Below are 24294 nucleotides of genomic sequence, written 5' to 3' on the forward strand. Positions count from 1 at the left end.
GGTACTGTACTCCTAGGCGTGGGGGAGCATGTCATCGTCCTCCCCGCAGTACCTTTAGGGACGAGTTGTATGACAGTCGAACCACTCAACTGGGGACGTGGGTCTACTCAACGATCCGTGCTGCCGTCCCCGGCAGCTGCACTGAACGACGATGCACAAACCTGGTCTGTGACTGCCCGCAGCGCCGAGGTACAGGCAATCCAGCGTGCGCTCCGTGAACCCGGGTCCGTGGGGGTGGCGCTGACCGGTGCGCGTGGAGTGGGGAAATCCTCGCTGGCCAGAACTGCGATTGCCGAGCTGGGCGCGGACATCTATGCCGTCCAGCTGCGGAGTAATCCCGCAGGGTCCAGGACTCCGTATGGTTGCCTGTCGTTTCTGCTGGCCCGCTTGCCAGCATCATCCATGGCCTCACCCACCGCGATCCTCCAGGGAATCACTTCCCTGATCCGGCAGGACGCTGCTGGCCGGGAATGCGTCATCACCCTTGACTCCGCCGCTGATATTGACAACATGAGTTCCGGGGTCCTGCTTAACATCCTGCTGACCGGCACCGCCCGTGTTGTCGCTATCGCCCCCGAGGTCGGGGCTCTCCCGGCCGATTTCCATTGGCTGCTCAGCGAACGGCGGTTGACGGAGGTCCGGCTGGAGAACCTCAATGAACCACAGACGCGCCAGGTTCTGGTCTCCCTGCTCGGCCACCATGTCGCGTCGTCGCTGGTGCGCAGCTACCATTCCCTCGTCGGCGGTAACCCCCTGTTGCTGCGGGCGCTGGTTTCCGAACAGCTCCAGTGCGGCAACCTGGTGCTGTCGGATGCCGTCTGGACCCTCCAGGACAAAGTGGTCCTCTCCGGTGCCACCAGACTGGAGGATATTGTGCGTTCCCGCTGGGCCCGGGAACGGCCGGAGTGCCGTGAAGTCATCGAGATGCTGGCCTGCTCACGCCGGATTCCGCTCGTGAAGCTCACCGACCTCTTCGGCGCGGACATTGTCGCGGACATGGAGGACACCGGCGAGATCGTCGTGGGCACCAGCGAGGCCCGCTGGGTGACGCTGCAGGCGCACTACCTTGGTGAAGTGGTCCGATCCTGGTTGAGCATCGCCAGGCAGCGGGAACTGCGGAGCCGCCTGCTGGATGGCCAGGAACCGGACATTTCAGCGATGTCACACGAAGACCTGCTGGATTTCGCCTCGTGGACGCGGGAGTGTGAGGCTGGCCTGGTGCCGGGGCTGGCGATCGCCGCGGCGGAGGCCGCGGTCCAGCTGTTTGATCCGCGCTTTGCCCTCTCCTGCCTGGAAGATCTTGAAGACTCAGATCCGGAATGGATTGCCGGCCAGCGCTGTAAAGCTGCCGCCTACCTGCAGCTTGATCTGCCGGAGCGGGCCTGGGCGGAACTTGAAGCCATCCCTGCCGCGCAGTCCGCCGCGCTGCCGCCGCTGGAACTGGCACTTTTGACGGAGGTCCGCTGCAGGGTGTTGGCCTGGCTCCCTGGTCGCTGCGGACAAGTGCCGGATGTGCTCAGGCAGGCGAGGCAGCAGCTGGGTATTGAACATGGTGATGGCGGCGCTGCCACCGCCACCTGGCCGGCCCCCATGGCAGCGGCAGCAAACCGCCTGAAATACGCAGAATTCGAATACAAGGCATTTGTTGGGGACTTCGCCTCGATGGTGCCGGACCTGGAACGTGCAGCTGATCCCCAGATCACTGCAGATCCCTGGTTCCGCACCCACTCGTCCATGATCCTGATGACCGCACTGTCCATCACCGGCCGGGAAATGGATGCCCTCGAACTGATGGAGACCATCGGGAGGCAGCTCAACGACTTGGGCTACGAGCCCGGCTTGCGGGAGAGCTACTCTCTGCACCGCTTCCACGTCCTGCTGAGCGCGGGCCATTGGCGGCGTTGCCTGGAGGTGGCAAATTCAGGCGGCGAGGCGGCTGTTTTTGTGCTGCCCCAGCACGAAGCGCTGCCGGAACTGCTGACCGGCATCTCGTACGTCTACGCTGGGCGCGGAGCGGCGGCCCTTGACCCGCTGCTGTCCGCCATTGCCCAGCTCGAACCACGGCCGGGGAACTGTATGCTGCGGGAGGCCTACGCGGCGATTGCCCTTGCCTACGCACAGCAGGGAAAGGCCGTCCAGTCCCGCTCGTACCTTGACAGGTTGGGCGCGCTTTCAGGTCCGGTCCCGTTTATTGCCCTGTGCGTGATCGAATTCTGCTCATTGGTGGCATCACGCTGGCTTGATGATCCTTCTGCAGCAAGCCTGCTGGAGGCCTCGGCCCGCGAGGACATGGAAAAAGGACGTTATACCCGCGCCGGTATCAGCCTGCTGGCTGCCAGCGTTGACGGAACCGGGCGGCAGTTTGCCCTGATGGAAGAGACCGCCGGCCACCGGCAGGGTCCCCTTGCGGAAGTATCCCGGCTTCTTGCGATCGGCAGCCGGAGCCGGGACGCCAAGGTGCTTCTCGAGGCAGCGGAACTTGCTGCGGGCCTGGAACTGGACGCGGTAGAGGCGCGCTGCGTGGCCTTGGCCCTGGATTGTGCGCGGCAGGCGGGGGACACGATGTCCGCACGGACTGCCCAAGCGCGCCTGGACAAGGTTTCCGTCAGCCTGGCCGCCCTTCCCTTTGTTCCCAGGAGCGGCAATCCGTTGCTCACCGGCAGGGAACGGCAGGTGGCCCGGCTGGCCATGAACGGAGCCTCCAACCGCGAGATCGCCGAGGAAATGGGCGTCTCCGTCAGGACCGTGGAAGGGCATCTGTACCAGGTTTTCACAAAACTTGGTGTGACTTCACGGGGTGATCTGCCTGGACTCGTCTAAGGGCAGGAAATCCGGTGATGCCGCCCGGGCTGCCTGGCGCACCATAGCAGGCAGGCGGGAGGCAATCGACCGTGCCGGCGGACTGATGGCAGGACGCACCCCGCAGGCTGTCCTGGTGATGGCCGGTCCCGGCATCGGCAAATCCATGTTCCTTGACGCCGTGACCGAAAGGCTCGGGACCTCGACGATCGTCGAGCGCATCCATGGCAGCCCTTCATTGAAACATGTTCCCTTCGGAGTACTGGCCCCCTACACCTCAGAACTCACGGGCGAGGATGCGGCTTCGCCGGTGGCAGTGCTGCGGTCGGTGTGGGCACATTTCCAGCAGTTGAAAGGCGGACGTGAGGAGCCGCTGGTCCTTGTGGTGGACGACGCACACTATATTGATGAATCCAGCGCAGCCATACTGGTGGACATGGTAGCGGCCGGCTGGTCGAGCGTCATGGTCGCTGCGCGTCCGCGGCCCGGACTCCCGCAGCCGTTAAACCAGTTGTGGTACGACGGCCTCGCGGAGCGGATAGACCTCCATCCGTTGGACCATCAGCAACTGGGTGAGGCCTTGGCGGCGGCTCTCGAAGCAACCGTTCCGGCTCCCATCACTGAAGCATTCTGGCAGGCCACGGAAGGCAACCCCCTCTTGGCGGGCTGTCTGCTGAAGGATGCCCGAAGCGCGGGAATCCTCGTTAAGCGCAACGAACTCTGGCACCTGCAGGGACCACTGCCGGCCGACGGGCCGGAACTGACTTCGCATGTGGCAAGGGATGTGGCCCGGCGTTCCGCTGAGGAACAGGAAGCGCTGCGGCTGATTGCCCTAGCCGGACCCGTGAACCGGCGCTCGATTGAGGAACTTTACGGGGCGGAGGTGGTCCGTGAGCTGATCGACCAGCATCTGGTGGCGGACAACGGCGGGTACCCCGCCGAACTGCAGGTCCGCCATCCCATCGTTGCCGAGGCAATCAGGAAACAGGTAAACGTCTCCCGGAGCCTCCACCTGCGTCTGAAGCTGCAACGCGGACCCGTCATTCCTGAAGGAAGTGATGACGCGCACCTCAGGGACGTCGAATGGGCCCTCGAATGCGGCCAGTCCGTCGCGGACCCTGCCCTCCTGCGGGCAGCCATCATCGCCCTGAAGTCGAACAAGAGCTCCGTAGCGGTGCGGCTGACGGGCAGGATGACAGCCGGTCATAAAGGCCCGCTGGCCCGCGCTGTTTCAGCCAGGGCCCGGTTCAATATGGGGGATTATGCGGCGGCGAGGACGTTGCTGGAGCATGCATGGACCGGCCTGGGACCCGGGGAGACCGTGGCTGCCGCCATGCTGCGGACGGCGTCGTACATGGCGGGCGGCCTGCCCCCTGAACAGGTTTTGCAGCCAGCCACCGACCTTCCGGCCGGAGTGGACCCCGACCAGGCCCGCACGATGGCACTGGCTTCAGGCGACGCCGTGGCAGCTGACGGGGAACCCAGCCAGGACCCCGCGTCACGCGTCCTGGAACGGGCCCTCACGGCGGAACAGCTCGCTGACGGCGGGAGGCTCCAGGAGGCGCTGGAGCACGTGGTCGAGGCTGCGGCTGCTGCGCCGACGGTCGATAACACACTGTACTTTTTTGAAGAATTCGTGGTGTTCCGTGCCGTCTATGTGTATCTGGGAATGGGCGAGTGGGCGGCCGTTGACAGGGAACTGCAGGGCTATAGCAACCGCCACGGCAGCGCGCAAGGGCTCTTCGACGGAACCATGGATGCCCTCCGCGGCTACTCCTGCATACGCCAGGGAAAAATAGAGCAGGGCGGCCAGGTGCTCCAGCCTGCAGCGGAATCGCTACGGCACACCGATCCCCTGCAGCTGTACCGGTTCTCCGCATCGCTTGCCTTCTATGCAGCTGCCCGGGTGGGGGACAAGGGCCAGGCACGCCGTCTGGCCGCGGACATCGCCGGCATCGGCCATCTGGACCGTCCCGGTATAGGGCTCAGGGCGGAGGCCTATCTCAGCGCCGGCAGCGAGTACCTCGACCGTGACGGCAAGGGGCTCGCCGCACTACGCGAACTCTGCACCAGGCCGGAGGTAACAGCCCGGCCGGCGGTGCAGCTCGAATGCCTGCTCCTGTGCACCGAGCTGGGGGAACAGCCCGTGATGCAACAGATTGCGGGGGTGGCGGCCGGCATGGATGGCCGTTGGGCGGCAGCAGTAGCCGGGTTGGCCGGGCAATGGATCGGAAACGATGCCAATGCGTTGTTGGAAGGAGCCAAACGGCTGGCCGCTGCAGGCTTTGTTAACCTGGCCCGCGAGGCTTACGTCCGGGCCGGGACGCTGTTCCTGGGAGCCGGTGACACCCGCCGGTACCGCCAGTCAATGAGCCTGCGCGAGAAATGTGACGACATCCTGGGCCTGAAGTTTCGTGAGGGCAATAGCACCCCTGGGCCCCGCATCAGGCTGACGCGGCGCGAACGCGACATTGCCGAACTGGCCGCCCAGGGGCTGTCGGACAAGGACATTGCCCAACGCCTGATGGTTTCGGTCCGAACGGTGGAGGGCCACTTGTACCGCGCCTACGTCAAGCTCGGTGTGCGGAGCCGCGACGAACTTTCGCCTGTGCTGCCCGTGCACGGCCGCTAGTGCACCGCTTCACACCGCCCGGTCCCTCGCCGGTCGTCAACGAAACCAAGTATTGCGTCGTTTCCGGACCCCAAAAACGAGTACCGGGTACTCGTGCCGTGCGGGCGGCAGCACGGAAGACTGGAGAAGCACCGACGCGTGCCCCAGGCACGGGGTGTGGTACGGGAAGGTGCGGACCCGTCCGGTACGTCAAATGTACCCGGCGCACTAGTTCCCCGGCCCTGGCGGGCCGGGATCTGGACGGGGCCGGCGGCGTCAGAGTCTTCTGAGACCGAGACTCTCCCCCCAGCCGTCGTCGGCCCCTTAATCTTTGCAGTTGCCATCATTTGCTTCAGCAATTGCCGAAGAGCCCGACGGCGGAGCTCGCGCTGCCTTCCCGTGGGACAATTGAGTGTCTTCCAACGGCACCAAGGAGTTCGTTTTGGCCCTCGTTACCACCCCCGCCACACTTTCGCACGCAGCCGCCGATCTTGACGACGCCGAGGTGTTGCGGATCAGAAACGATTTTCCCGCCCTGCAGCAGACGATTGACGGCCAGCCTCTGGTCTACCTGGATTCCGGCGCCACATCCCAGAACCCCATCAGCGTGATGGAAGCGGAGCAGGAATTCTACGAACAGCGAAACGCTGCCGTCCACCGTGGCGCTCACCACCTGGCTGTGGAAGCAACAGACGCCTTCGAGGAGGCCCGGCAGACCCTCGCCGATTTCATGTCGGCCGGTTATGAAGAAACCGTGTGGACTTCCAATGCCACCGAAGGCTTGAACCTGGTTTCATATGCTTTGTCCAATGCCGCCCTCTGGGCGGCGCAGGGCAGGGGAGACGAGAGGCTCCGCTCGCTGGCGGTCAGCCCCGGTGACGAGATCGTCGTAACGGAAATGGAGCATCACGCCAACCTGATTCCCTGGCAGGAACTGGCCTTCCGGACCGGGGCAACGCTCCGCTACATTCCGGTGGACGAGTCCGGTGCCCTGCTCATGGATGAGGCGGCACGCATTGTGGGTCCCCGGACCAAGGTCCTGGCCTTCACCCACGCGTCCAACGTCCTGGGTACCATCAACCCGGTAGAGCAACTGGTATCGCTGGCCCGGGACGCCGGGGCGCTCTCCGTTCTGGACGCGTGCCAGTCCGCTCCGCACCTGCCCCTGGACGTCAAGGCGCTTGGCGTCGATTTCGCGGTGTTTTCCGGCCACAAGATGCTGGCACCCACGGGGATCGGCGTGCTCTACGGCAAGCAGGAACTGCTGGATGTCCTGCCGCCCTTCCTGACCGGCGGCTCCATGATTACCACTGTCACCATGGAGCGGGCGGAGTATCTTCCCGCCCCACAGCGCTTTGAGGCCGGCACCCAGCGGATTTCACAGGCTGTGGCTTTGGCCGCAGCTGCAAACTACCTCAACGAAACCGGACTGGACCGCATCCACCGGTGGGAGGCGCGGCTTGGACAAAGGATGGTGGCCGGGCTTCAGGACATTCCCGGCATCCGTGTGCTTGGCCCGTCGGCAGGCCAGGACAGGATCGGCCTGGCCGCCTTCGACGTCGACGGTGTTCACGCGCACGACGTGGGGCAATTCCTGGACTCACGCGGTATCGCCGTCCGGGTGGGGCACCACTGTGCCCAGCCGCTGCACCGCCGCTTCGGGTTGACTGCCACCACGCGGGCCAGCGCGTACCTTTACAACACCACTGCCGACGTCGATGCTTTCCTTGATGCCGTTTCCGGCGTCCGATCCTACTTCCGCGTGTAAGGACCCTGTATGAGCCTGGACCAGCTGTATCAGCAGATAATTCTTGACCATGCCAAGGCCCGTCACGGGAGCGGCCTGGCAGGGGTGGATGTCCCCGCCGGTACTTCCAGCGGGCAATCGCACCAGCTTAATCCTGTCTGCGGGGACGAGGTGACGCTGCGCGTGGCGGTCAAGGACGGCGTGGTGTCCCAGGTTTCCTGGGACGGTGCCGGATGCTCGATTTCGATGGCCTCGGCGTCGGTCCTCAGCGACATGGCTGAAGGAATGACCGTCGAGGAGTTGAGGTCCGTCATCGGAACGTTCCGTGAAGTGCTGCGATCCCGCGGGAAGATGGCTGCCGATCCGGAGGTTTTGGGCGATGCCGCGGCCTTCGAAGGGGTGGCCCGCTACGCCGCCCGGGTAAAGTGCGCCATGATCTCCTGGGTCGCCGCAGAGGATGCCCTCAACCAAGCCTCTTAGGCCGCCAGGAGGCCAATCACTCCGATGGCCAGAACGGCCGCTGCCAGGATCATGGAGACGCTCACCAGCACCAGGTGCACTGTCAGGAATTTTGTGGCCTTGCCGGCCGAATCCATGGCGCGAGGATCCTTCATCACCCGGCGCAGGAACTGAGGCCAGACGATCAGCGACCACAGTCCTGCCAGGATGAGGACAATCGTGGGAAATACGGGGATAGTCACGGACTAGTGGCTTTCGAGCCAGGCCTGGGCCTGCTTGGCCTGCAGGTTCAGTGCCTTGGCAACCATTGGCTCGGCAGCATCAGCAATCTTGCTGCCCAGGAACGGTACCGATGACTTCACAGTGCCCTCCAGATCCACCCGGGTTCCGCCAGCCTCAGCCACGAGCCGCTGTACGGCCGAGACGTCCACAGGAGCACCGGCAATCTTCACCGTGATGCTGCTTTGGCGTGAACCGTCGGCACCGGGGGCCTCCCAATTTTCTGCCTGGGTCACTTTCAGATGCTCGCCCACAAACTTCCGGGCCATTTCGGGAAGGCGCGTGGTGGGCAGGGTTCGGACGATGGTGGCGGTGAACGCCCCGGCAGTGTCGCCGGAGACGGTGAAGGAATCCAGGACCCCGCCCACCAGCTGGCTGACATGGCGCTGGAAGTCCTCGTTCACCAACACTGCCGTTACATCGTTGACGGGGTGCGGGATGCTGGTGGTTGCGCTCAGGGCCATGAAGTCCTCCTGGGACGTCGGGAACGGTTTGGACTCCCCATATCCTACGGCGTGTCCGGGCTCTGCCCGGAATCCGGAAGCCGCTGCGCCGCTGCAGTGATATTGCGCGCCATGGCGGGAAAGATCAGGCTGTGGAACGGCAGGACCGCCAGCCAGTACAGCTTGCCGCTGAGGCCCTTGGGAAAGAAGATGGCGCGTTGCCGGTAGCGGCTGCCGTTCCCGTCCGGTTCCACGGACAGCTCCAGCCAGGCCCGGCCGGGGGCGCGCATCTCCGCACGCAGCCTAAGCAGTCTTCCCCTGTCGATGCTTTCCACCCGCCACCAGTCGACGACTTCACCGGCGGCCAACGTGCCGGGATGACGGCGGCCGCGCTGAAGACCGGCGCCGCCCGTGAGCTTGTCCAGCCAGCCACGGATACGCCACGCCAGCGGCAGTGAGTACCACCCGTTTCGCCCGCCGATGCCCTCGATAATGGTCCAGACTTTGGCAGGGTCCACATCATCATGGAAGGTCCGCTCATCGGTGTAGACCTTATGCCCTGCCCAGTCCGGATCACTGGGCAGCGGATCTGCGGCAGCGCCGGCGTTGGCCCAGGTGGTCTGCACCTGGGCGTCACGTTCCTTGTCCAGAGCCAAGGCAACTGCCTCGCGGTAGGGGGTGAGGCCGCCGTCGGGCTGTGGAATGTAGCGGTCAATGTCGTGCTCGTCGGAGACGGCGTCGTGTTGCAGGGACTGGACCAGTGGCAGGGCCATGGACAACGGGATGGGAGTGGTCAGGGCAACCCAGAGTCCGGCAAGCTTAGGGGCCGGAACCGGCAGCGCCAGCACCATCCGGCGGGGCAGGCCTGCTTCTGCTGCATACTCGCGCATCATGCCGGCATAGGTGAGCACCTGCCGGCAGCCGACGTCGAACGTGCGGTTGACGGGGCCGTGGACTGTGGCTGCCGCCGTCAGGTAGTACAGCACGTCACGTACCGCGATGGCCTCGATGCGGTTCCGCACCCAACTTGGTGCCGGCATGACCGGCAAGGCCTCGGCAAGGTGCCGGATCATCTCGAACGAAGCCGATCCGGAACCTATGACCACCCCGGCCTGGAAAACGATGGCGTCCACGGGGCCATCCAGGAAGATGGTGCCCACGGCCTCCCGGGACCGCATATGGGTGGACAGTTCCACACCGGATGGGTGCAGCCCGCCCAGATAAACGATCCTGTCCACTCCGGCAGTGGAAGCGGCCTCTGCTGCCGTTAGCGCCATGGCCTTTTCACGCGCTTCAAAACCTGATCCGGTGGCCATCGAGTGCACCAGGTAATAGAAGACGTCGACCCCGCTCAGTGCTTCCCGCAGGGCACCGGAATCGTCCAGGCTGCTTTCGACGAGCTCCACGTCATGACGCCACGGAACACCGGCAATCTTGTCCGGAGAACGCACGAGGACTTTGACACGGTGCCCCGCCTCAAGGAGCTTAGGCACCAGCCGGCCGCCTATGTAGCCCGTGGCGCCGGTGACGAGGACGGTCCGGCCGCTTTCTGCGGACCCAGCGTATTTTGCGGACCCAGCGTCTTCCGCGGATTCAGCGCCGCTAAAGGTACCGTTACCGGAGGTGGTGTTCATGGCAAATTCCTCGCTTCTACCGCCGGATGCCGCCAGGGCAGGCGCGTAGGGCAACCTTAGCAATAAGCGTCCGTCAGCCCACGGCGCAACCGTTCCGGCGACGCGCAGGGCGGGGGTAGGCTGGGATGACCCGGGATTCGAAGAGAATTTCGGGTTTTCGCGTTGCCTGCGATCAGTTGACTTACCAGGAGCTTTGCCATGAGCCTTGCCGGCCCGCCCACCACCGTTCCGTCGCTGGACGGACTGCGCCGCGTTCTCGCTGCGGACCGGACCTTCGCCCGGGTCCGCGCAGAAGCCAGCCGTGGATTCGACGTCCGTGGACAGGATTACCAGATCAGCGCACCCCCGGGACTGCGCGCCGCGCTGCTGGCTGAAATGGCCGATGGCCTTCGGGACGGCAAACCAGGAGTGGTCCTGGCCGTTACGGCTACGGGACGCGAAGCAGAGGATCTCAGCGCCGCACTCCGCGCCTATCTTCCGTCCGGCTCGGTGGCGGAATTCCCCAGCTGGGAAACCCTCCCGCATGAGCGCCTGTCGCCGCGGTCGGACACGGTGGGCCGCCGGCTGGCGGTCCTGCGACGGCTGGCACATCCGGACAGCCCGACGTCGGCCGGAACCGATCCGCTGCGGGTGGTGGTCGCGCCGGTGCGCGCCGTTGTCCAGCCGATCGTTGCCGGGTTGGGGGACCTGGAGCCGGTCACCCTGAAGACCGGGCAGGAGGTGCCGTTCTCTGACGTGGTCCGCAGCCTCGCCGATGCCGCCTATGCACGTGTGGACATGGTGACGCACCGTGGCGAGTTCGCAGTGCGCGGCGGAATCATCGATGTCTTTCCGCCCACCGAGGACCATCCCATCCGCGTCGAGTTCTTCGGCGACGAAGTGGACCAGCTGCGCTGGTTTGCCGTCGCGGACCAGCGCTCGCTGTCCGGCCCCGGTATCGTCCATCCCACGGAGCTGCATGCCCCGCCCTGCCGTGAATTGCTCATCACGCCTTCGGTGATGTCCCGTGCGGCCGCTTTGAAGACCCAACTGCCCGCCGCCGCGGACATGTTGACCAAAATCGCAGGCGGCATCGCCGTCGAAGGTATGGAATCCTTGGCTCCCGTCCTGGTGGACGCCATGGTGCCCCTGGTGGACCAGCTCCCGGCCGGATCCATCACCGTCGTCATCGAGCCGGAGAAGGTGCGCACCCGCGCCCACGATCTTTCCGCTACGAACGAGGAATTCCTGGAAGCGGCCTGGTCAACAGCGTCCGACGGCGGGACCGCACCTCTTGACCTTTCCACTGATCTGGGGTCCCACGCCGCGGAGGCGCTGCACTCAGCCAGTTTCCGCACCCTGGCGGAGACGCGCAGCACCGCGCTGGCGCACGGTGTCTCCTGGTGGTCCGTCACCAGCCTGGCAAGTGATGAGGAACTGCTGCCGGAAATCGATGTGCTGAACCTGCATGCCCGCGAACCGCGTGGCTACCAGGGCGACGTTGCGGAAATGATGGAGTTCATAGGGTCCCATGTCCGGGACCAATGGCGGATCGTGGTGGCGACCGAAGGCCCCGGCCCCGCCCAGCGCCTGGCGGAACTATTTCATGATGCGAATATTCCGTGCGCACGGGTGGACGCCCTCACCGAGGAGCCACAGCCCGGCATCATCGAGGTGACTACAGCCGCCGTCGGACGCGGTTTCGTCATGGAGAGCCTGAAGACGGGACTGCTGACGGAAGCTGACCTGCTGGGCAGGACATCGGCCGGCTCCACCAAGGACATGCGGCGGATGCCCTCCAAGCGGCGGAACGCCGTGGACCCCCTGCAACTGGTAGCGGGCGATTTTGTTGTCCACGAGCAGCACGGAATTGGCCGGTTCGTTGAACTCATCCAGCGGAAGGTTGCCGGCGGTGGCGACGGCGTCCGTGAATACCTGGTCCTGGAATACGCGCCGTCGAAGCGCGGCGCCCCGGGGGACAGGCTCTTTGTCCCGACGGACCAGCTGGACCAGGTCACCCGCTATGTTGGCGGAGACACACCTGTGCTCAGCAAGATGGGCGGCGCGGACTGGGCCAGCACCAAGACCAAAGCCCGCAAGGCCGTCAAGGAGATCGCCGGGGAACTGATCAGGCTGTACTCGGCCCGGATGGCCTCGCGGGGCTACGCGTTCGGCCCGGACACGCCCTGGCAGCGCGAGCTTGAAGAGGCGTTCCCGTATGTTGAGACCCCTGACCAGCTGACCACCATCAACGAGGTCAAGGCCGACATGGAACGGGAAATCCCCATGGACCGCCTGGTCTCCGGAGATGTTGGCTACGGGAAGACCGAGATCGCGGTGCGGGCGGCTTTCAAAGCGGTGCAGGACGGCAAGCAGGTGGCGGTCCTGGTACCTACCACACTCCTGGCGCAGCAGCACTATGAGACCTTCACGGAACGGTTTTCCGGCTTCCCGCTGCGGGTCCGCCCGCTGTCCAGGTTCCAAAGCACCAAGGAGGCCAGGGAGACGGCTGAAGGCGTGAAAAACGGCGCTGTGGACGTGGTGATCGGAACGCACCGGCTGCTGTCCAAGGACTTCCAGTTCAAGGACCTGGGCCTGGTGATTGTGGATGAGGAACAACGCTTTGGCGTGGAACACAAGGAAGCGCTGAAGAAGATGCGCACCAATGTGGACGTCCTGGCCATGAGCGCAACCCCCATCCCGCGCACCCTGGAGATGTCACTGACCGGCATCCGTGAAACTTCCACGTTGGCCACGCCACCGGAGGAACGCCACCCGGTCCTGACCTACGTGGGTCCGTACACGGATAAGCAGACCTCCGCAGCCATCCGGCGTGAACTGATGCGCGAGGGCCAGGTGTTCCTGGTCCACAACCGGGTGTCCACCATCGAGCGTACGGCCGCGAAGATCCGGGAACTGGTTCCCGAGGCCCGGGTGGAAGTTGCCCACGGGCAGATGTCCGAGAGCCGGCTGGAGCAGATCATCGTGGACTTCTGGGAGAAACGCTTTGACGTCCTGGTATGTACCACCATCATCGAGACCGGACTGGACATCTCCAATGCGAACACGCTGATCGTGGACGGCGCGGACAAGTACGGCCTTTCCCAGCTGCACCAGCTGCGCGGCCGGGTGGGCCGCGGACGTGAGCGCGCGTACGCCTACTTCCTGTACCCCTCCGAGAAGCCGCTGGGTGAAGTGGCGCTGGAACGGCTCAAAGCCGTGGCAGCGCACAACGAACTTGGTGCCGGCATGCAACTGGCCATGAAGGACCTTGAGATCCGTGGGGCCGGCAACCTGCTGGGCGGCGAACAGTCGGGCCACATCCAGGGCGTCGGCTTTGACCTGTACATCCGCCTGGTGGGCGAGGCTGTGGCCGAATACCGCGGGGAAGCCGAGGAAAAGGCTGCGGAAATGAAGATTGAGCTGCCGGTCAACGCGCATTTGCCGCACGACTATGTTCCGGGAGAGCGGCTGCGGCTGGAGGCCTACCGCAAGTTGGCCGCCGCCTTGACCCTGGAGGCCATCGAGGAAGTTCGCTCGGAGCTGGTGGACAGGTACGGCGAGCCGCCCCTTCCCGTGCAGAACCTCCTTGCCGTCGCGCTCTTCAGGGTAGGTGCCCGTGAAGCCGGCCTCACGGACGTTGCGCTCCAGGGCAACTTTGTCCGCTTCTCCCCGGCACACCTTCCGGAATCGAAGGTCATGCGGCTGAACCGGATGTACCCGGGAGCGCAGATCAAGCCGGCGATGGATGCCGTGTTGGTGCCAAAACCCAAGACAGCCCGGGTGGGCGGCCGGGACCTGCAGGACGCCGAAATCCTGGAGTGGGCCAACAACGTCATCAGCAATATTTTCAGCGAGGCGCCTGCTCCCGCTGCTGCTGCCTCCGGCATGAAGTCCGGGTCCTAGCCCGTGATGGGTGGACACCACGCCGCGTCGGGAGCCGCGGCGTGGGTTGCTGTTGCCTCGACGGGGCCGTACACGCTGGGCTGGTACCCGCTGGACGCTATGGGAATCGTGATCGGCGCGATGGCCACCGCCGGAGCGGCTCTGGTTTGCGACTGGGACCACCGCTCCAGCACCGTTGCCCACTCGCTGCCGCCGTTGTCCAACATGATCGCTGTGGGGATCGAGAATGCCAGCGGCGGGCACCGCCAGGGAACACACTCCATCCTGGGGGCGGCAGGCTTTGTGCTCCTGGCAACCATGGCCGGGCAGTTCCAGCTGCACACCCGCTGGGGATTGCTCTCCGTGGGAGCCGGCCTGCTGTGTATGTTCATGATCAACATCGCGGCCAAAGCACTGAAGCTGTTCCCCAAATCAGGGTGGATCAGCAACTGGGTCTTCGCGCTGCTGATGGCAGGGCTGGTCACCTGGTACGCGCCGGATCAGTGGACCTGGTTGCCGCTGTCCATGCTGATCGGGGTAGGGGTGCACATCATCGGCGACTTGATTACCACCGGCGGCGTCCCGCTGCTGTGGCCCATCGTCATCAAGCCGCCGCGCCTGTTCCGCAAAGTTCCGCTGCTGCGTCACGTCTGGCGGCCCAATGGCGCTTTGTCTCTGCCGCTGCTGGGCAGGGCAGGTTCCCGGAGGGAATGGCTGCTGCTGATTCCAGTCAGCGCCTACGCCATGGTGGGGATGGCTATGGCAGGATGGGAGGTGACCCGGGGCCTGTGGGCTTAGTGCTCGCCCGCGGAGTCGGAGCGGCCCATGATGGCCTGCGGGATCCAGAAGGCCAGGAACACCAGGAGCAGGCAGGCGCCCATCGGCCAGACGGTGTCCAGCGTCAGGAATGTCAGCACGTAGATGCCGGCCAGGAACAGGGCCATCATGATTACAAAGGACACGACGGTGGGCGCCAGTTTGTTCTCGTTCTCAGGGGTCTGGACGGTGTTGTTCTGGGACATTCTTTCCTCCTTGGCCCCGCGGGGCTCAAAATCTGGCCTAACCGGCTGCTGTCAGTACCCGGATGTACCTTGTTCACCCTTGACGATTGCAATGCCGGAGCTGGCGCCAATACGTGTTGCACCAGCAGCAATCATAGCCTGAGCGTCCGCAAGGGAGCGCACTCCGCCGGACGCCTTGACGCCCAGCTCCGGCCCTACGGTACGGCGCATCAGGGCGACGTCCTCGACCGTTGCTCCGCCCCCGTTGAAGCCCGTGGAGGTCTTGACGAAGTCCGCCCCTGCCTCCACTGCCGCCTCACACGCGAGGACCTTCTGCTCGTCGGTCAGGAGGCCCGTCTCGATGATGACCTTAAGGATTGCGTTGCTGGAGTGCACGGCTTCCGCCACGGAGGAGATGTCATCCACCAGGGCGCCCTTGTCGCCGGCCCGCGCCGCCGCGATGTTGATGACCATGTCCACCTCGTCAGCCCCGTCCAGCACCGCGCCGCGGGCTTCAAAAGTCTTGACGTCCGTGGGCGTGGCACCCAGCGGAAATCCCACTACGGAGCATGTCAGTACGCCGCTGCCCCGCAGGGCATTCTTGACGGTCTTGACCCAGACCGGATTGACGCACACTGACTTGAACGAATACTCAGCAGCCTCTGCGCAAACCTTAAGGACGTCGGCCTCGACGGCCTCCGGCTTGAGGAGGGTGTGGTCAATATAGGTGGCAATTCCCGCGGCTGCGCCTGTGTCGCTCATGGCTTCCTTTCCGATGGGCCAGAGTGGCCGGATGGCTTGCAAACCACGGGTCACGTGGCTGTTCCGCTGACCATCTTGCCATAGGGCCGCTCCGGACCGGGCGTCCCGCCGAGGCTGCGGACGACCGCTAAACGGGGCCGGGGAGTCGGGTCGTCAGGCGGCCGCCGGAATCCGCTGCGTCGGAACCGTGCCCATCAGTTGGGCCGCGCAGGCTCCTGCCGCGGAATCTGCGGCAACCAGCAGTCCCAGCCGTACGCCGTCGAACGCCGCGGCATCGCCGATGGCCCAGATCCCCGGAACCGAGGTGCGGAAATCGTGGCCGATCACAATACCGCCATCTGCGGCGGTTACAAGGCCGGCGGTCGCCGCCAGCGCATCGTGGGGAAGCCGGTCCTCCGCGATGATCACCAAATCACCGAGCATGGTGCTGCCGTCATCAAAGCGGATCCCTGCCGCTTCCAGCGGGGAGCCTGCCAGGGAAGCAACGACGGCGGCCGGGCGGGCACTGGTGCGCACCGGCCGTACACCACGGGCGCGCAGGACAGCCTCCGCCTGCCCGGCTGCGGCACCGGTTCCGACGAGGATTCCCAGCGGGCGCCGGCCCAGGACCCTGGTGGCCTCCTTCACGGCACCGCTGATCGCGGTGGCGTCGTCAATGGTTGAGTAGCTCAAGCCGCGCCCCGCGCCCTCTATGGGGGTATGCACGGGTGCGGAGCCGGTAGCAATCACCAAGTGGTCGTAATTGACTTCCAGCCCGCCTTCGGTGGTCACACACTGCGTTGCCGGGTCGATGTGCGTTGCCGGCTGCCCGAACCGGACGGAAACCCCGGGGAGCACCGCAAGCTCCAACAGCGCGTCCGGGGCGTCATCACGGTTACTGAGGATGGTGATGGTGCCGGTGAACTGTGCCCGGTGCAGGTGGCTCACCAGGGCCTGGGCGGCGGGACCTGCGCCGGCAATCACGATCCGCGGGATTGTGCCAGAGGCAGGAACAGACGTAGAAACAGGTGTAGGAGCCGTGGCACGGGTCGAAGGAATCGAAGGAAGGGAGGGTGTTGGGATGGACATGGTTGGCCCTTTCACTGGTGCAGCCATCATGTGGCCTTGGAACGTGATGGTTCCAGCGTAGGGATCAGCTTTTTCCGGGGTGTTTCGCGTGTGTTGCTTCTCGGAGCAGCCGCGTTCGCCAGTATTTACCCACCGGTAACACTGGGCGTGACGTGGATCTCAGGGGCGCTAGACGCGGAGCCGGTAACCGCGCTTGACCACGGTTTCCACCAGTTTGCCGTCAGGCAGTGAGGAGCGAAGCCGGCTGACCGTCATGTCCAGTGCATGTACTGAACCCCGCAGTTCGAGCAGTTCGGACAAGGATTCCCGGGACAGGACGGAACCGCCTGCGCCGAGCAGGGCGCGCAGGAGCAGCAGTGGCGCAGGCGCGAGGTCCACCGGCTCACCATCGATCCGCAGGCTACGGCCGCGGAGTTCAATGCTGCCGGACCGGGTGTCCAGGCGGCGGACGTGGTTCAGGGCCAGGTGCTCGCAGACCAGCCGGATCAGCGCGCCCATCCGGTACCGTTCCGGAACCAGCGGTTTGATACCGACGCCGAGGAGTGGCTGCGCGGTGACGGGACCTACGACTGCGGTGGTCACAGTGGTCTTCAGGCTCTCGATGAGCTGCTGATACATTCCCATCTCGTGCGCAGTGCTCCAGAGCGCGTCCACGGCGGGAGCGCTGGTAAAGGTCAGGACGTCGAGGCTGCCGTTGCATGCGGCCTCGATCAGGCGCGGCAGCCGGTCTTCGCCGTCGGGTTTGACCCAGCGGTACGGCGTTACGGTGAGGACGTTGGCACCGGACATCCGCAGCCGCTCAAGCTGCCTGACATCCGTGTAGCCATGTAATTGAACGGCTACGGTCTTTCCCCGGACACCTTCCGCCAGCAGCATGTCCACCAGGGTGGCGGTGGTTTCGTCGCTGCTGATGCCGACGTCGGCAAGGCCGGCCGCGCGAACAGCCCCACGGGCTTTGGGCCCCCGAACAAACATCCGGCAGGCGCCCAGGGTTTCGAGGAGTTCCTCGCCGATTCCGAAGGTGTCCGCGGCTTCACACCAGCGGCGCATCCCATAGGCAGTGGTGGCGATGCAGATGTCGGGGCGGGCAGCGATGATGGCCTTGCTGTCCTCGATGAGGCTGATGTCCTCCTGGACGGGGGCAATTTTCAAGGCCGGAGCATGCAACACCTCGGCGCCACGGCGTTCGAGTGCTTCGATCAAGTCCCGGGAGCGCCGGTGGGACGTGACGCCGATGCGGAAGCCTTCCAGCGGCGCATCCGCTGCCTCGAGGGCGGAGGCGGGGGCGTCCGGCACAGGGGAACCGGCAACAGGGTCAAGGGGGGCAATGGCGTTCATCGGGTCCAATCTATTCACGCGCCGAGCAAGGAGGCGGCAAGCCTGTCTAAGTCTGCTGAGCTGTCAGCGTGTTCGCGATTTGCTTCGGCGACCCGTACTACCTCGCCGATCACCAGGACGGCGGGATTGGAGCAACCTGCGGCCGCGGAGGTGATGGTGCCCAGGTTGGCAATGGTGGTCCGCTGGCCCGGCCGGTAACCGCGTTCGACCACAGCCATCGGCATGTTGTCGCGCATGCCGGCCTTCCGCAGGCCGGCTGCCAGCTGGTGGAGGGTACCAATGCCCATCAGCACCACAATGGTGCCGCCCAGGCCGGCGAGGTGGTGGAGCTCGTCCTTGGTGAGCGGGGCGTGGCCGGACACCACCGTGAACATATGGCTGACTTCCCGGTGTGTCACGGGGATGCCTGCGGCGGCGGGAACCGAAATGGCGCTGGTGACACCGGAAATAACGCGGACCTTGACGCCGGCGGCGACACAAGCTGCCACTTCCTCGCCGCCGCGACCGAAGACATACGGGTCACCACCCTTAAGCCGGACTACGTTATTACCGGAAAGGGCGCTTTCCACCATCAGCTTTTCAATGTCCGACTGGCCCACCTTGTGGTGGCCGGGACGCTTGCCCACATCGACGAGTTCCGCCGTCGTAAGCCGTGACAGTGCCTGGTACGGGGCCAGTCGATCGTAGAAAACAACGTCAGCATCGCGTAGTGCAGCTACCGCCGCCACGGTCAGCAGGTCTGCGGTACCCGGGCCGCCGCCCACCAGCGTGACCTGGCCGGCGGAACCGGCCGCAGGTTCGGCGGCGACCGGAATACCGGCAGTACGGCAGCGGTCCAGCAACGTCTCCCACCCCGTTTGGCCGTCGTCGACGGCGGCAACCAGGAAGGGCCGTTCGGGAAGCGGACCGTCGTGCTCGCCGCCGTTCGGGGAGCTCAGCCGGTAGACGACCGCGCCGGCAGCCTCATAGCGGCGCACGGCCTGGCGGGCAGCCAGGTCTGAACCGGTGACCAGGACGTCGCGGCCGGAGAGATCGATGCTGAGCTGCATGGTTATGCCTCTGTTCCGTCGTTGGTGCTGGGCCGCATCGGGATGGATGCGCCGACCAGGACCGGCTGTTGGCCGATGCGGGCTTTTTCCTCAGGCGTGGCCGGACGCATCTGGCCGCGTTCGTCGGAGACAAAGGTGATGGATTCGTCCTTCTGGTCGGGGGCGTTGACGAAGGACCGGAAGCGGCGGAGCCGCTCGGGATCCTTCAGGGTGTCGGCCCACTCGTCGACGTAGGTGTCCACGTGCCGGGCCATTGCAGCTTCCAGCTCGTCGGCAATACCGAGGGTGTCCTTTACTACGACGTCTTCAACGTGCTTGATGCCGCCGTCGAGCTCTTCCTGCCAGCGTGCGGTGCGTTGCAGGCGGTCAGCCGTGCGGATGTAGTACATGAAGTAGCGGTCGATGTACTTGATCAGCGTTTCATCGTCGAGGTCCTTGGCCAGCAGCTGGGCATGCGCCGGGGTGGCTCCGCCGTTGCCGCCAACGTAGAGGTTCCAGCCGTCAGCGGTGGCAATCACGCCGACGTCCTTGCCGCGGGCTTCGGCACATTCGCGGGCACAGCCGGAGACGCCCATCTTGAGTTTGTGCGGGCTGCGGAGCCCGCGGTAGCGCAGCTCAAGGTTGATGGCCATGGCCACCGAGTCCTGGACGCCAAAGCGGCACCAGGTGGAACCGACGCAGGACTTCACCGTGCGCAGGCTCTTGCCGTAGGCCTGGCCGGACTCAAAGCCGGCGTCCACCAGTTCCTTCCAGATTTCCGGAAGCTGCTCCAGGCGGGCCCCGAACATGTCGATGCGCTGGCCGCCGGTGATCTTGGTGTACAGGTTGTACTTCTCGGCCACGGCGGCGATCACGCCAAGCTTCTTGGGGGTGATCTCCCCGCCGGCAATGCGCGGCACTACCGAGTAGGTGCCGTCCTTCTGCATGTTGGCCAGGGCGCGGTCGTTGGTGTCCTGCAGGGTTCCCCGGCCGGCGTCCAGTACGTAGGCGCTGTTCTGGCTGGCCAGGATGTTGGCGATGGTGGGCTTGCAGATGTCGCAGCCGTGGCCGGTGCCGTACTTGGCCATGATCTCTTCGAAGGAGGTGAGGCCCAGGACGCGGATGGCGTCGAACAGTTCCTGGCGGGACAGGGCGATGTGCTCGCAAAGGGCTTTGGAAACCTCGACGCCGGACTTGGTCAGCTCGCCTTCGAGGAGCTTCTTGAGCATCGGCACACAGGAACCGCACTGGGTTCCGGCGCGCGTGCAGGCCTTCAGTTCGCCGAGTTCCTGGACCGGGGCGTTGCCCTCGCAGGCGCCACAGCCATTGACGGCGTCGCGGATGGCTCCGGCGGTGACGTTGTTGCAGGAACAAAGCGTTGCATCATCCGGAAGTTCGGTGTCCGGGGCGTCACCGCCGCCGGCAGCCGTGAGGTACGCGCCGGGTTCTGCGGGCAGTTCGCGGCCCAGCAGCGGGCGGAGGCTCGTGTAGGGAGCGGCGTCGCCGACGAAGATGCCGCCCAGGAGGGTCTTGGCATCGTCAGTGGTGACGATCTTCTGGTACACGCCGCGGGCAGGGTCCGCGTAGACGATTTCCAGGGCATGTTCGGTCTTGGCGAAGGCGTCGCCGAAGCTGGCCACATCCACGCCCGAGAGCTTGAGCTTGGTAGCTGTATCGAAGCCGGGGAACTGGGCCTGGCCGCCATGCAGGCGGTCAGCCACAATCTCGGCCATCGCGTTGGCCGGGGCCACCAGGCCCAGGCACATGCCGCCGAAGTTGGCCACTTCACCGATGGCGAAGACGCCCGGAATCTCGGTTTCACAGAAGTCGTTGATGACAACGCCGCCGCGGGGGCCCAGTGAGAAAGTTTGCTCCTCGCCTTCGGCGGCGCGGAAGAGCTCATCCCGCGGCCTGACGCCGATCGCGACGATCACCAGGTCGGCGTCGATGATCCGGCCGTCAGCCATGAGGACCCCGGTGACCTGGCCGTCGTCGTCGGAAAGAACCTCGGAAGGGAACACTCCGCTGTGGACTTCGAAGCCCTTGGCCTTGATCAGGCGGCCCATGGCCTGGCCGGCGCCCTCGTCCAGCTGGGTGGCCATCAGCCACTGGGCGCCATCGATGACGATCGGTGTGGCGCCGAGCTGCTCGGTGCCGGCAGCGGACTCGAGGCCCAGGAGGCCACCGCCGATGGTGACTGCCTTGACCTTGCGGCCAAGCTTTTCGGTAAGGCCGGCAATAGCCTTGTTGATGGCCCAGACGTCTTCAAGCGTGCGGTAAACGTGCGTGTGCTCGGCACCCGGGATGGGCAGTCGGGCCGCGTTGGAGCCCGTTGCGACTACCAGGGCATCATAGGCAAAGGTGTTGCCGGCCGCGGTTTCCACGCACTTGGCTTCATGATTGATCTTGACCACGCGCTCGCCGGTGCGAAGTTCCAGGGCCTCGTGGTCCCACATGGTGGCCGCACCCAGCGTGAGGTCATACTCCATGTCGGTCAGGGCCTTGCTTAGTGCCACGCGGTCGTAGGGGAGGTGTGTTTCTTCCGTGAGGACCGTGACATGCCAGCCGTCGAGGCCGCGGGCATGCATGGCGTCCGCAAAACGGTGGGCCGCGGGGCCGCCGCCGGCGACGACGATGCGGCGCGGTGTCTCTGTGCTTGGTGTCTGTTCGGTCACTGTGGGCCTTTCGCAACGGATGCGGGCAGGTACGCCGCAGCCTTCTCTGTTCGAGCTTGTCAATCCAGACTAGGCAGCCGCAGTTTCGCTTCAGTTTCCCTTTTGTTTCGTGAACTTAACTTCTGCATCACGAACGCATTTCTGGTCGAGTGAGGTGTCTTTTACGCAATGGACACATTGGCAGCATCAGTGTGAAACACCCGGCGCCTACCTTGGTGGTACTGCCGGACTTACGGCCAGGCTTAGCACTTCAACCAGAATTTGCAGGGAAGGAGCCGTCATGACGGCAACACTGGAACACGAGGAACTGACTGCCAACGCAGCAGTCGCAGCAGTCGCAGCCACGGGGTGGCAGCGCGTGTGTGCAGTAGCTGACCTTGAGCCGGCCTGGGGTGAAGCTGCCCTTGTGGATGGCCGCCAGGTGGCGCTGTTCCGCGTCGTCTCCGGCAATTCCGAGAGCGTCTACGCGGTTGACCAGCGTTGCCCCGCCACCGGGGCACACGTCATGGCCCGCGGTATCCTCGGCTCGCGCGGCGAGCGGGCCACTATCGCCTCGCCGCTGCACAAAGAGGTTTACGATCTCCAGACCGGCGAGTGCTTCAACTCGCCGGACCTGCGCCTGGCAACGTTCAGCACCAGGGTTGTTGACGGCTTTGTTGAGGTAGCGGCTTAGGGACTGCAGCCGGATAAGCGTCGCCGTGCTTGTTGGGCGCCGTTGTGCGGCTTTAGAGCCCCAGGGCCTCACGGACATCGGCGAGCACCGCATCCAGGGAAGCCCTGGCACTCAACCGTACTGCGGGCAGTTCCGCGGCCGATTCCACACCCTGGATGACCTCGAGGTAGCACTTGAGCTTGGGCTCGGTGCCACTGGGCCTGATGATCACGCGGGTCAGGTCGCGCGTCACATACAGCAGGCCGTCTGTGGGCGGCAGGTCACCGCTGCCCTCCGCGAGATCCACTGAAACCTCCACGGCCGAGCCCGCGAAGGACTCCGGGGGGCTCACCCGCAAGCGGTTCATCATGGCATCCAGCAGTCCCAGGTCGCCCACACGGATACTGAGCTGATCGCTGGCGTGCAGGCCGTGGACCAGGTACAGGGCGTCGAGGGTGTCGAACATGGTCCGGCCCTCCGCTTTGGCTGCCGCCGCCAGTTCCGCGACCAGCAGCGCGGCCGAAATCCCGTCCTTGTCCCGCACCAGATCCGGTGCCACGCAGTAGCCAAGGGCTTCTTCGTAACCGTAGAGCAGCCCGGGAACCCTGGAAATCCATTTGAAACCGGTAAGGGTTTCCTGGTGGGCGATGCCTGCATTTGCGGCCACGCGGGCCAGGAGCCGGGAGGAAACAATGGAACTGGCGAAAACTCCGGAGACCCCGGACTCGCCAGAGATGCCTGCCTCGCCATCACCGGATTCGCCACGGAGGGCGGCCAGTCGCGCAACAATGTGGGCGCCGAGCAGTGCGCCTACCTCGTCACCTCGGAGCATCCGCCATTCGCCGCTCTCCGGGTCCTTGGCGGCAACGGCCGCCCGGTCCGCATCGGGGTCGTTGGCCAAGACAATGTCCGCATCCAGCCGCTCCGCTTCGGCCAGTGCCAGGTCCAAGGCGCCGGGTTCCTCCGGATTGGGGAAGCTTACGGTAGGGAAGTCCGGATCCGGCAGGGCCTGCTCCCTCACCAGGGTGACATCATTGAAACCCGCGGCAGCCAGTGTGGCTACCGCGGTTTCACCGCCTACGCCGTGCATGGGAGTGAGCACGATCCGCAGGTCCCGGGCCGGGAAGGTGGACGGCATGGCCAGTGTGGCGACCGAGAGCCGGTAGTCCTCAACGATGGAGGGGTGCAGCACGGTCCACCCGTCGCGGGCGAGCGGGATCGACTCCAGGCTGCCCACGGCACTGATTCTTGCCGCAATCCGGGTATCGTACGGTGTGACGATCTGGGCACCCCTGCCGTTCTCCTCCACGGCGTGGCGGCCCAGGTATACCTTGTAGCCGTTGTCCTGCGGAGGGTTGTGGCTTGCGGTCACCATCACGCCGCCGTCGCAGTCCAGTTCCCGTACCGCGAACGCCAGCAGGGGAGTGGGCAGCGCCGAGGGCATCAGGAACGTTTCGATACCGGCGGCGGTGAAGATCGCGGCAGTCTCCGCAGCGAAAACGTCGGAGTTGTGCCGGGCGTCATAGCCGACGACGGCGCGCGGCCGGCTTCCGGGCCACGCGGCGGCAACTGCATCGGTCAGGAACGCCGCGAGCCCGGCGGCAGCCCGGCGCACCACCACACGGTTCATTCTGTTGGGCCCGGGTCCCAGGGCGGCGCGGAGTCCGGCTGTGCCGAATTCCAGCGTGCCGTTGAAGCTGTCCGCCAGTTCCTGGGCGGCGGCCGGCTCACCACGCTCCGCCCTCGGGATCAGTTCAAGGAGCTCCGCGGCGGTCTGCGGATCCGGATCCTGGGCAGCCCAGTCGCGGGCTGCGCCGATCAGGAGAGAGTCGGCATCGGAAGAAGTCATGGGACCACGCTATCGTCGTTGGGGACGGGTAGCCGTCCGGCCACCGCCGGGCAGCCACATGGTGACGTCCGTCTGCTGATGTCTT

At 65.2% G+C, this 24294-nt stretch carries 17 protein-coding genes; 7 read left to right on the top strand and 10 right to left on the bottom strand.

The window, feature by feature from the left end; genetic code table 11:
- Positions 1–69 precede the first annotated feature (69 nt).
- The 4 genes from AC50X5_RS13225 (at position 70) to sufU (ending at position 7637) form a co-directional block, all read left to right on the top strand.
- Positions 70–2820 (top strand): LuxR C-terminal-related transcriptional regulator, encoded by a 2751-nt coding sequence (locus tag AC50X5_RS13225; RefSeq protein ID WP_494976543.1) that lies wholly within the window; start codon positions 70–72, stop codon positions 2818–2820.
- Positions 2798–5431: a LuxR C-terminal-related transcriptional regulator gene (locus AC50X5_RS13230; protein ID WP_494976544.1), complete on the top strand. Its 2634-nt coding sequence runs from the start codon at positions 2798–2800 to the stop codon at positions 5429–5431. Before AC50X5_RS13225 ends, AC50X5_RS13230 begins: the two co-directional genes overlap by 23 nt.
- Positions 5432–5852: 421 nt before the next feature.
- Positions 5853–7178, top strand: coding sequence for a SufS family cysteine desulfurase (locus AC50X5_RS13235; protein ID WP_494976682.1), 1326 nt, complete (start codon positions 5853–5855; stop codon positions 7176–7178).
- A gap of 9 nt (positions 7179–7187) precedes the next feature.
- Positions 7188–7637 carry a Fe-S cluster assembly sulfur transfer protein SufU gene (gene sufU, locus AC50X5_RS13240; protein WP_494976545.1) on the top strand — a complete coding sequence of 150 codons (450 nt, stop codon included), beginning with the start codon at positions 7188–7190 and terminating at the stop codon, positions 7635–7637.
- On the opposite strand, the gene AC50X5_RS13245 is transcribed toward sufU, so the two are convergent.
- Genes AC50X5_RS13245 through AC50X5_RS13255 form a run of 3 tightly spaced genes read right to left on the bottom strand, consistent with a single transcriptional unit; the run spans position 7634 to position 9972 of the window.
- Positions 7634–7858, bottom strand: coding sequence for an SCO4848 family membrane protein (locus AC50X5_RS13245; protein WP_494976546.1), 225 nt, complete (start codon positions 7856–7858; stop codon positions 7634–7636). The two genes, sufU and AC50X5_RS13245, sit on opposite strands and share 4 nt — an antisense overlap.
- A gap of 3 nt (positions 7859–7861) precedes the next feature.
- A complete protein-coding gene (locus AC50X5_RS13250) occupies positions 7862–8359 on the bottom strand; it encodes a DUF2505 domain-containing protein (RefSeq protein WP_494976547.1) in 498 nt (165 codons plus the stop codon).
- 44 nt (positions 8360–8403) lie between these two features.
- Positions 8404–9972 carry an SDR family oxidoreductase gene (locus AC50X5_RS13255; RefSeq protein ID WP_494976548.1) on the bottom strand — a complete coding sequence of 523 codons (1569 nt, stop codon included), beginning with the start codon at positions 9970–9972 and terminating at the stop codon, positions 8404–8406.
- 198 nt (positions 9973–10170) lie between these two features.
- Here AC50X5_RS13255 and mfd point away from each other — a divergent pair, with 198 nt between their 5' ends.
- Together mfd and AC50X5_RS13265 are read left to right on the top strand one after the other, a co-directional pair.
- The gene (gene mfd, locus AC50X5_RS13260) at positions 10171–13857 is read left to right on the top strand and encodes a transcription-repair coupling factor (protein WP_494976549.1); all 3687 of its coding nucleotides are present in this window, start codon (positions 10171–10173) and stop codon (positions 13855–13857) included.
- Positions 13858–13863: 6 nt separating this feature from the next.
- Positions 13864–14634 (top strand): metal-dependent hydrolase, encoded by a 771-nt coding sequence (locus AC50X5_RS13265; protein WP_494976550.1) that lies wholly within the window; start codon positions 13864–13866, stop codon positions 14632–14634.
- On the opposite strand, the gene AC50X5_RS13270 is transcribed toward AC50X5_RS13265, so the two are convergent.
- From AC50X5_RS13270 to nirB, 6 genes are all read right to left on the bottom strand, one after another.
- Positions 14631–14858 carry a hypothetical protein gene (locus AC50X5_RS13270; RefSeq protein ID WP_494976551.1) on the bottom strand — a complete coding sequence of 76 codons (228 nt, stop codon included), beginning with the start codon at positions 14856–14858 and terminating at the stop codon, positions 14631–14633. The genes AC50X5_RS13265 and AC50X5_RS13270 overlap by 4 nt on opposite strands.
- A 51-nt stretch (positions 14859–14909) precedes the next feature.
- The gene (gene deoC / locus AC50X5_RS13275; protein WP_494976552.1) at positions 14910–15599 is read right to left on the bottom strand and encodes a deoxyribose-phosphate aldolase; all 690 of its coding nucleotides are present in this window, start codon (positions 15597–15599) and stop codon (positions 14910–14912) included.
- A gap of 153 nt (positions 15600–15752) precedes the next feature.
- Positions 15753–16667 (bottom strand): FAD-dependent oxidoreductase, encoded by a 915-nt coding sequence (locus AC50X5_RS13280; RefSeq protein ID WP_494976553.1) that lies wholly within the window; start codon positions 16665–16667, stop codon positions 15753–15755.
- Between the two features lie 168 nt (positions 16668–16835).
- Complete coding sequence (locus AC50X5_RS13285) at positions 16836–18005, bottom strand: uroporphyrinogen-III synthase (RefSeq protein ID WP_494976554.1); 1170 nt, start codon at positions 18003–18005, stop codon at positions 16836–16838.
- Between the two features lie 14 nt (positions 18006–18019).
- Positions 18020–19054: a uroporphyrinogen-III C-methyltransferase gene (gene cobA / locus AC50X5_RS13290; protein WP_494976555.1), complete on the bottom strand. Its 1035-nt coding sequence runs from the start codon at positions 19052–19054 to the stop codon at positions 18020–18022.
- Between the two features lie 2 nt (positions 19055–19056).
- Positions 19057–21708 (bottom strand): nitrite reductase large subunit NirB, encoded by a 2652-nt coding sequence (gene nirB / locus AC50X5_RS13295; protein ID WP_494976556.1) that lies wholly within the window; start codon positions 21706–21708, stop codon positions 19057–19059.
- 280 nt (positions 21709–21988) lie between these two features.
- Here nirB and nirD point away from each other — a divergent pair, with 280 nt between their 5' ends.
- On the top strand, positions 21989–22381 hold the full coding sequence (gene nirD / locus AC50X5_RS13300) for a nitrite reductase small subunit NirD (protein ID WP_494976557.1): 393 nt from the start codon (positions 21989–21991) through the stop codon (positions 22379–22381).
- Positions 22382–22433: 52 nt separating this feature from the next.
- Here the strand turns inward: nirD and AC50X5_RS13305 are convergent, their stop codons facing one another.
- Complete coding sequence (locus tag AC50X5_RS13305) at positions 22434–24209, bottom strand: phospho-sugar mutase (RefSeq protein ID WP_494976558.1); 1776 nt, start codon at positions 24207–24209, stop codon at positions 22434–22436.
- Positions 24210–24294: the final 85 nt, after the last annotated feature.

The sequence above is a fragment of the Pseudarthrobacter sp. MDT1-40-2 genome (assembly GCF_059383595.1).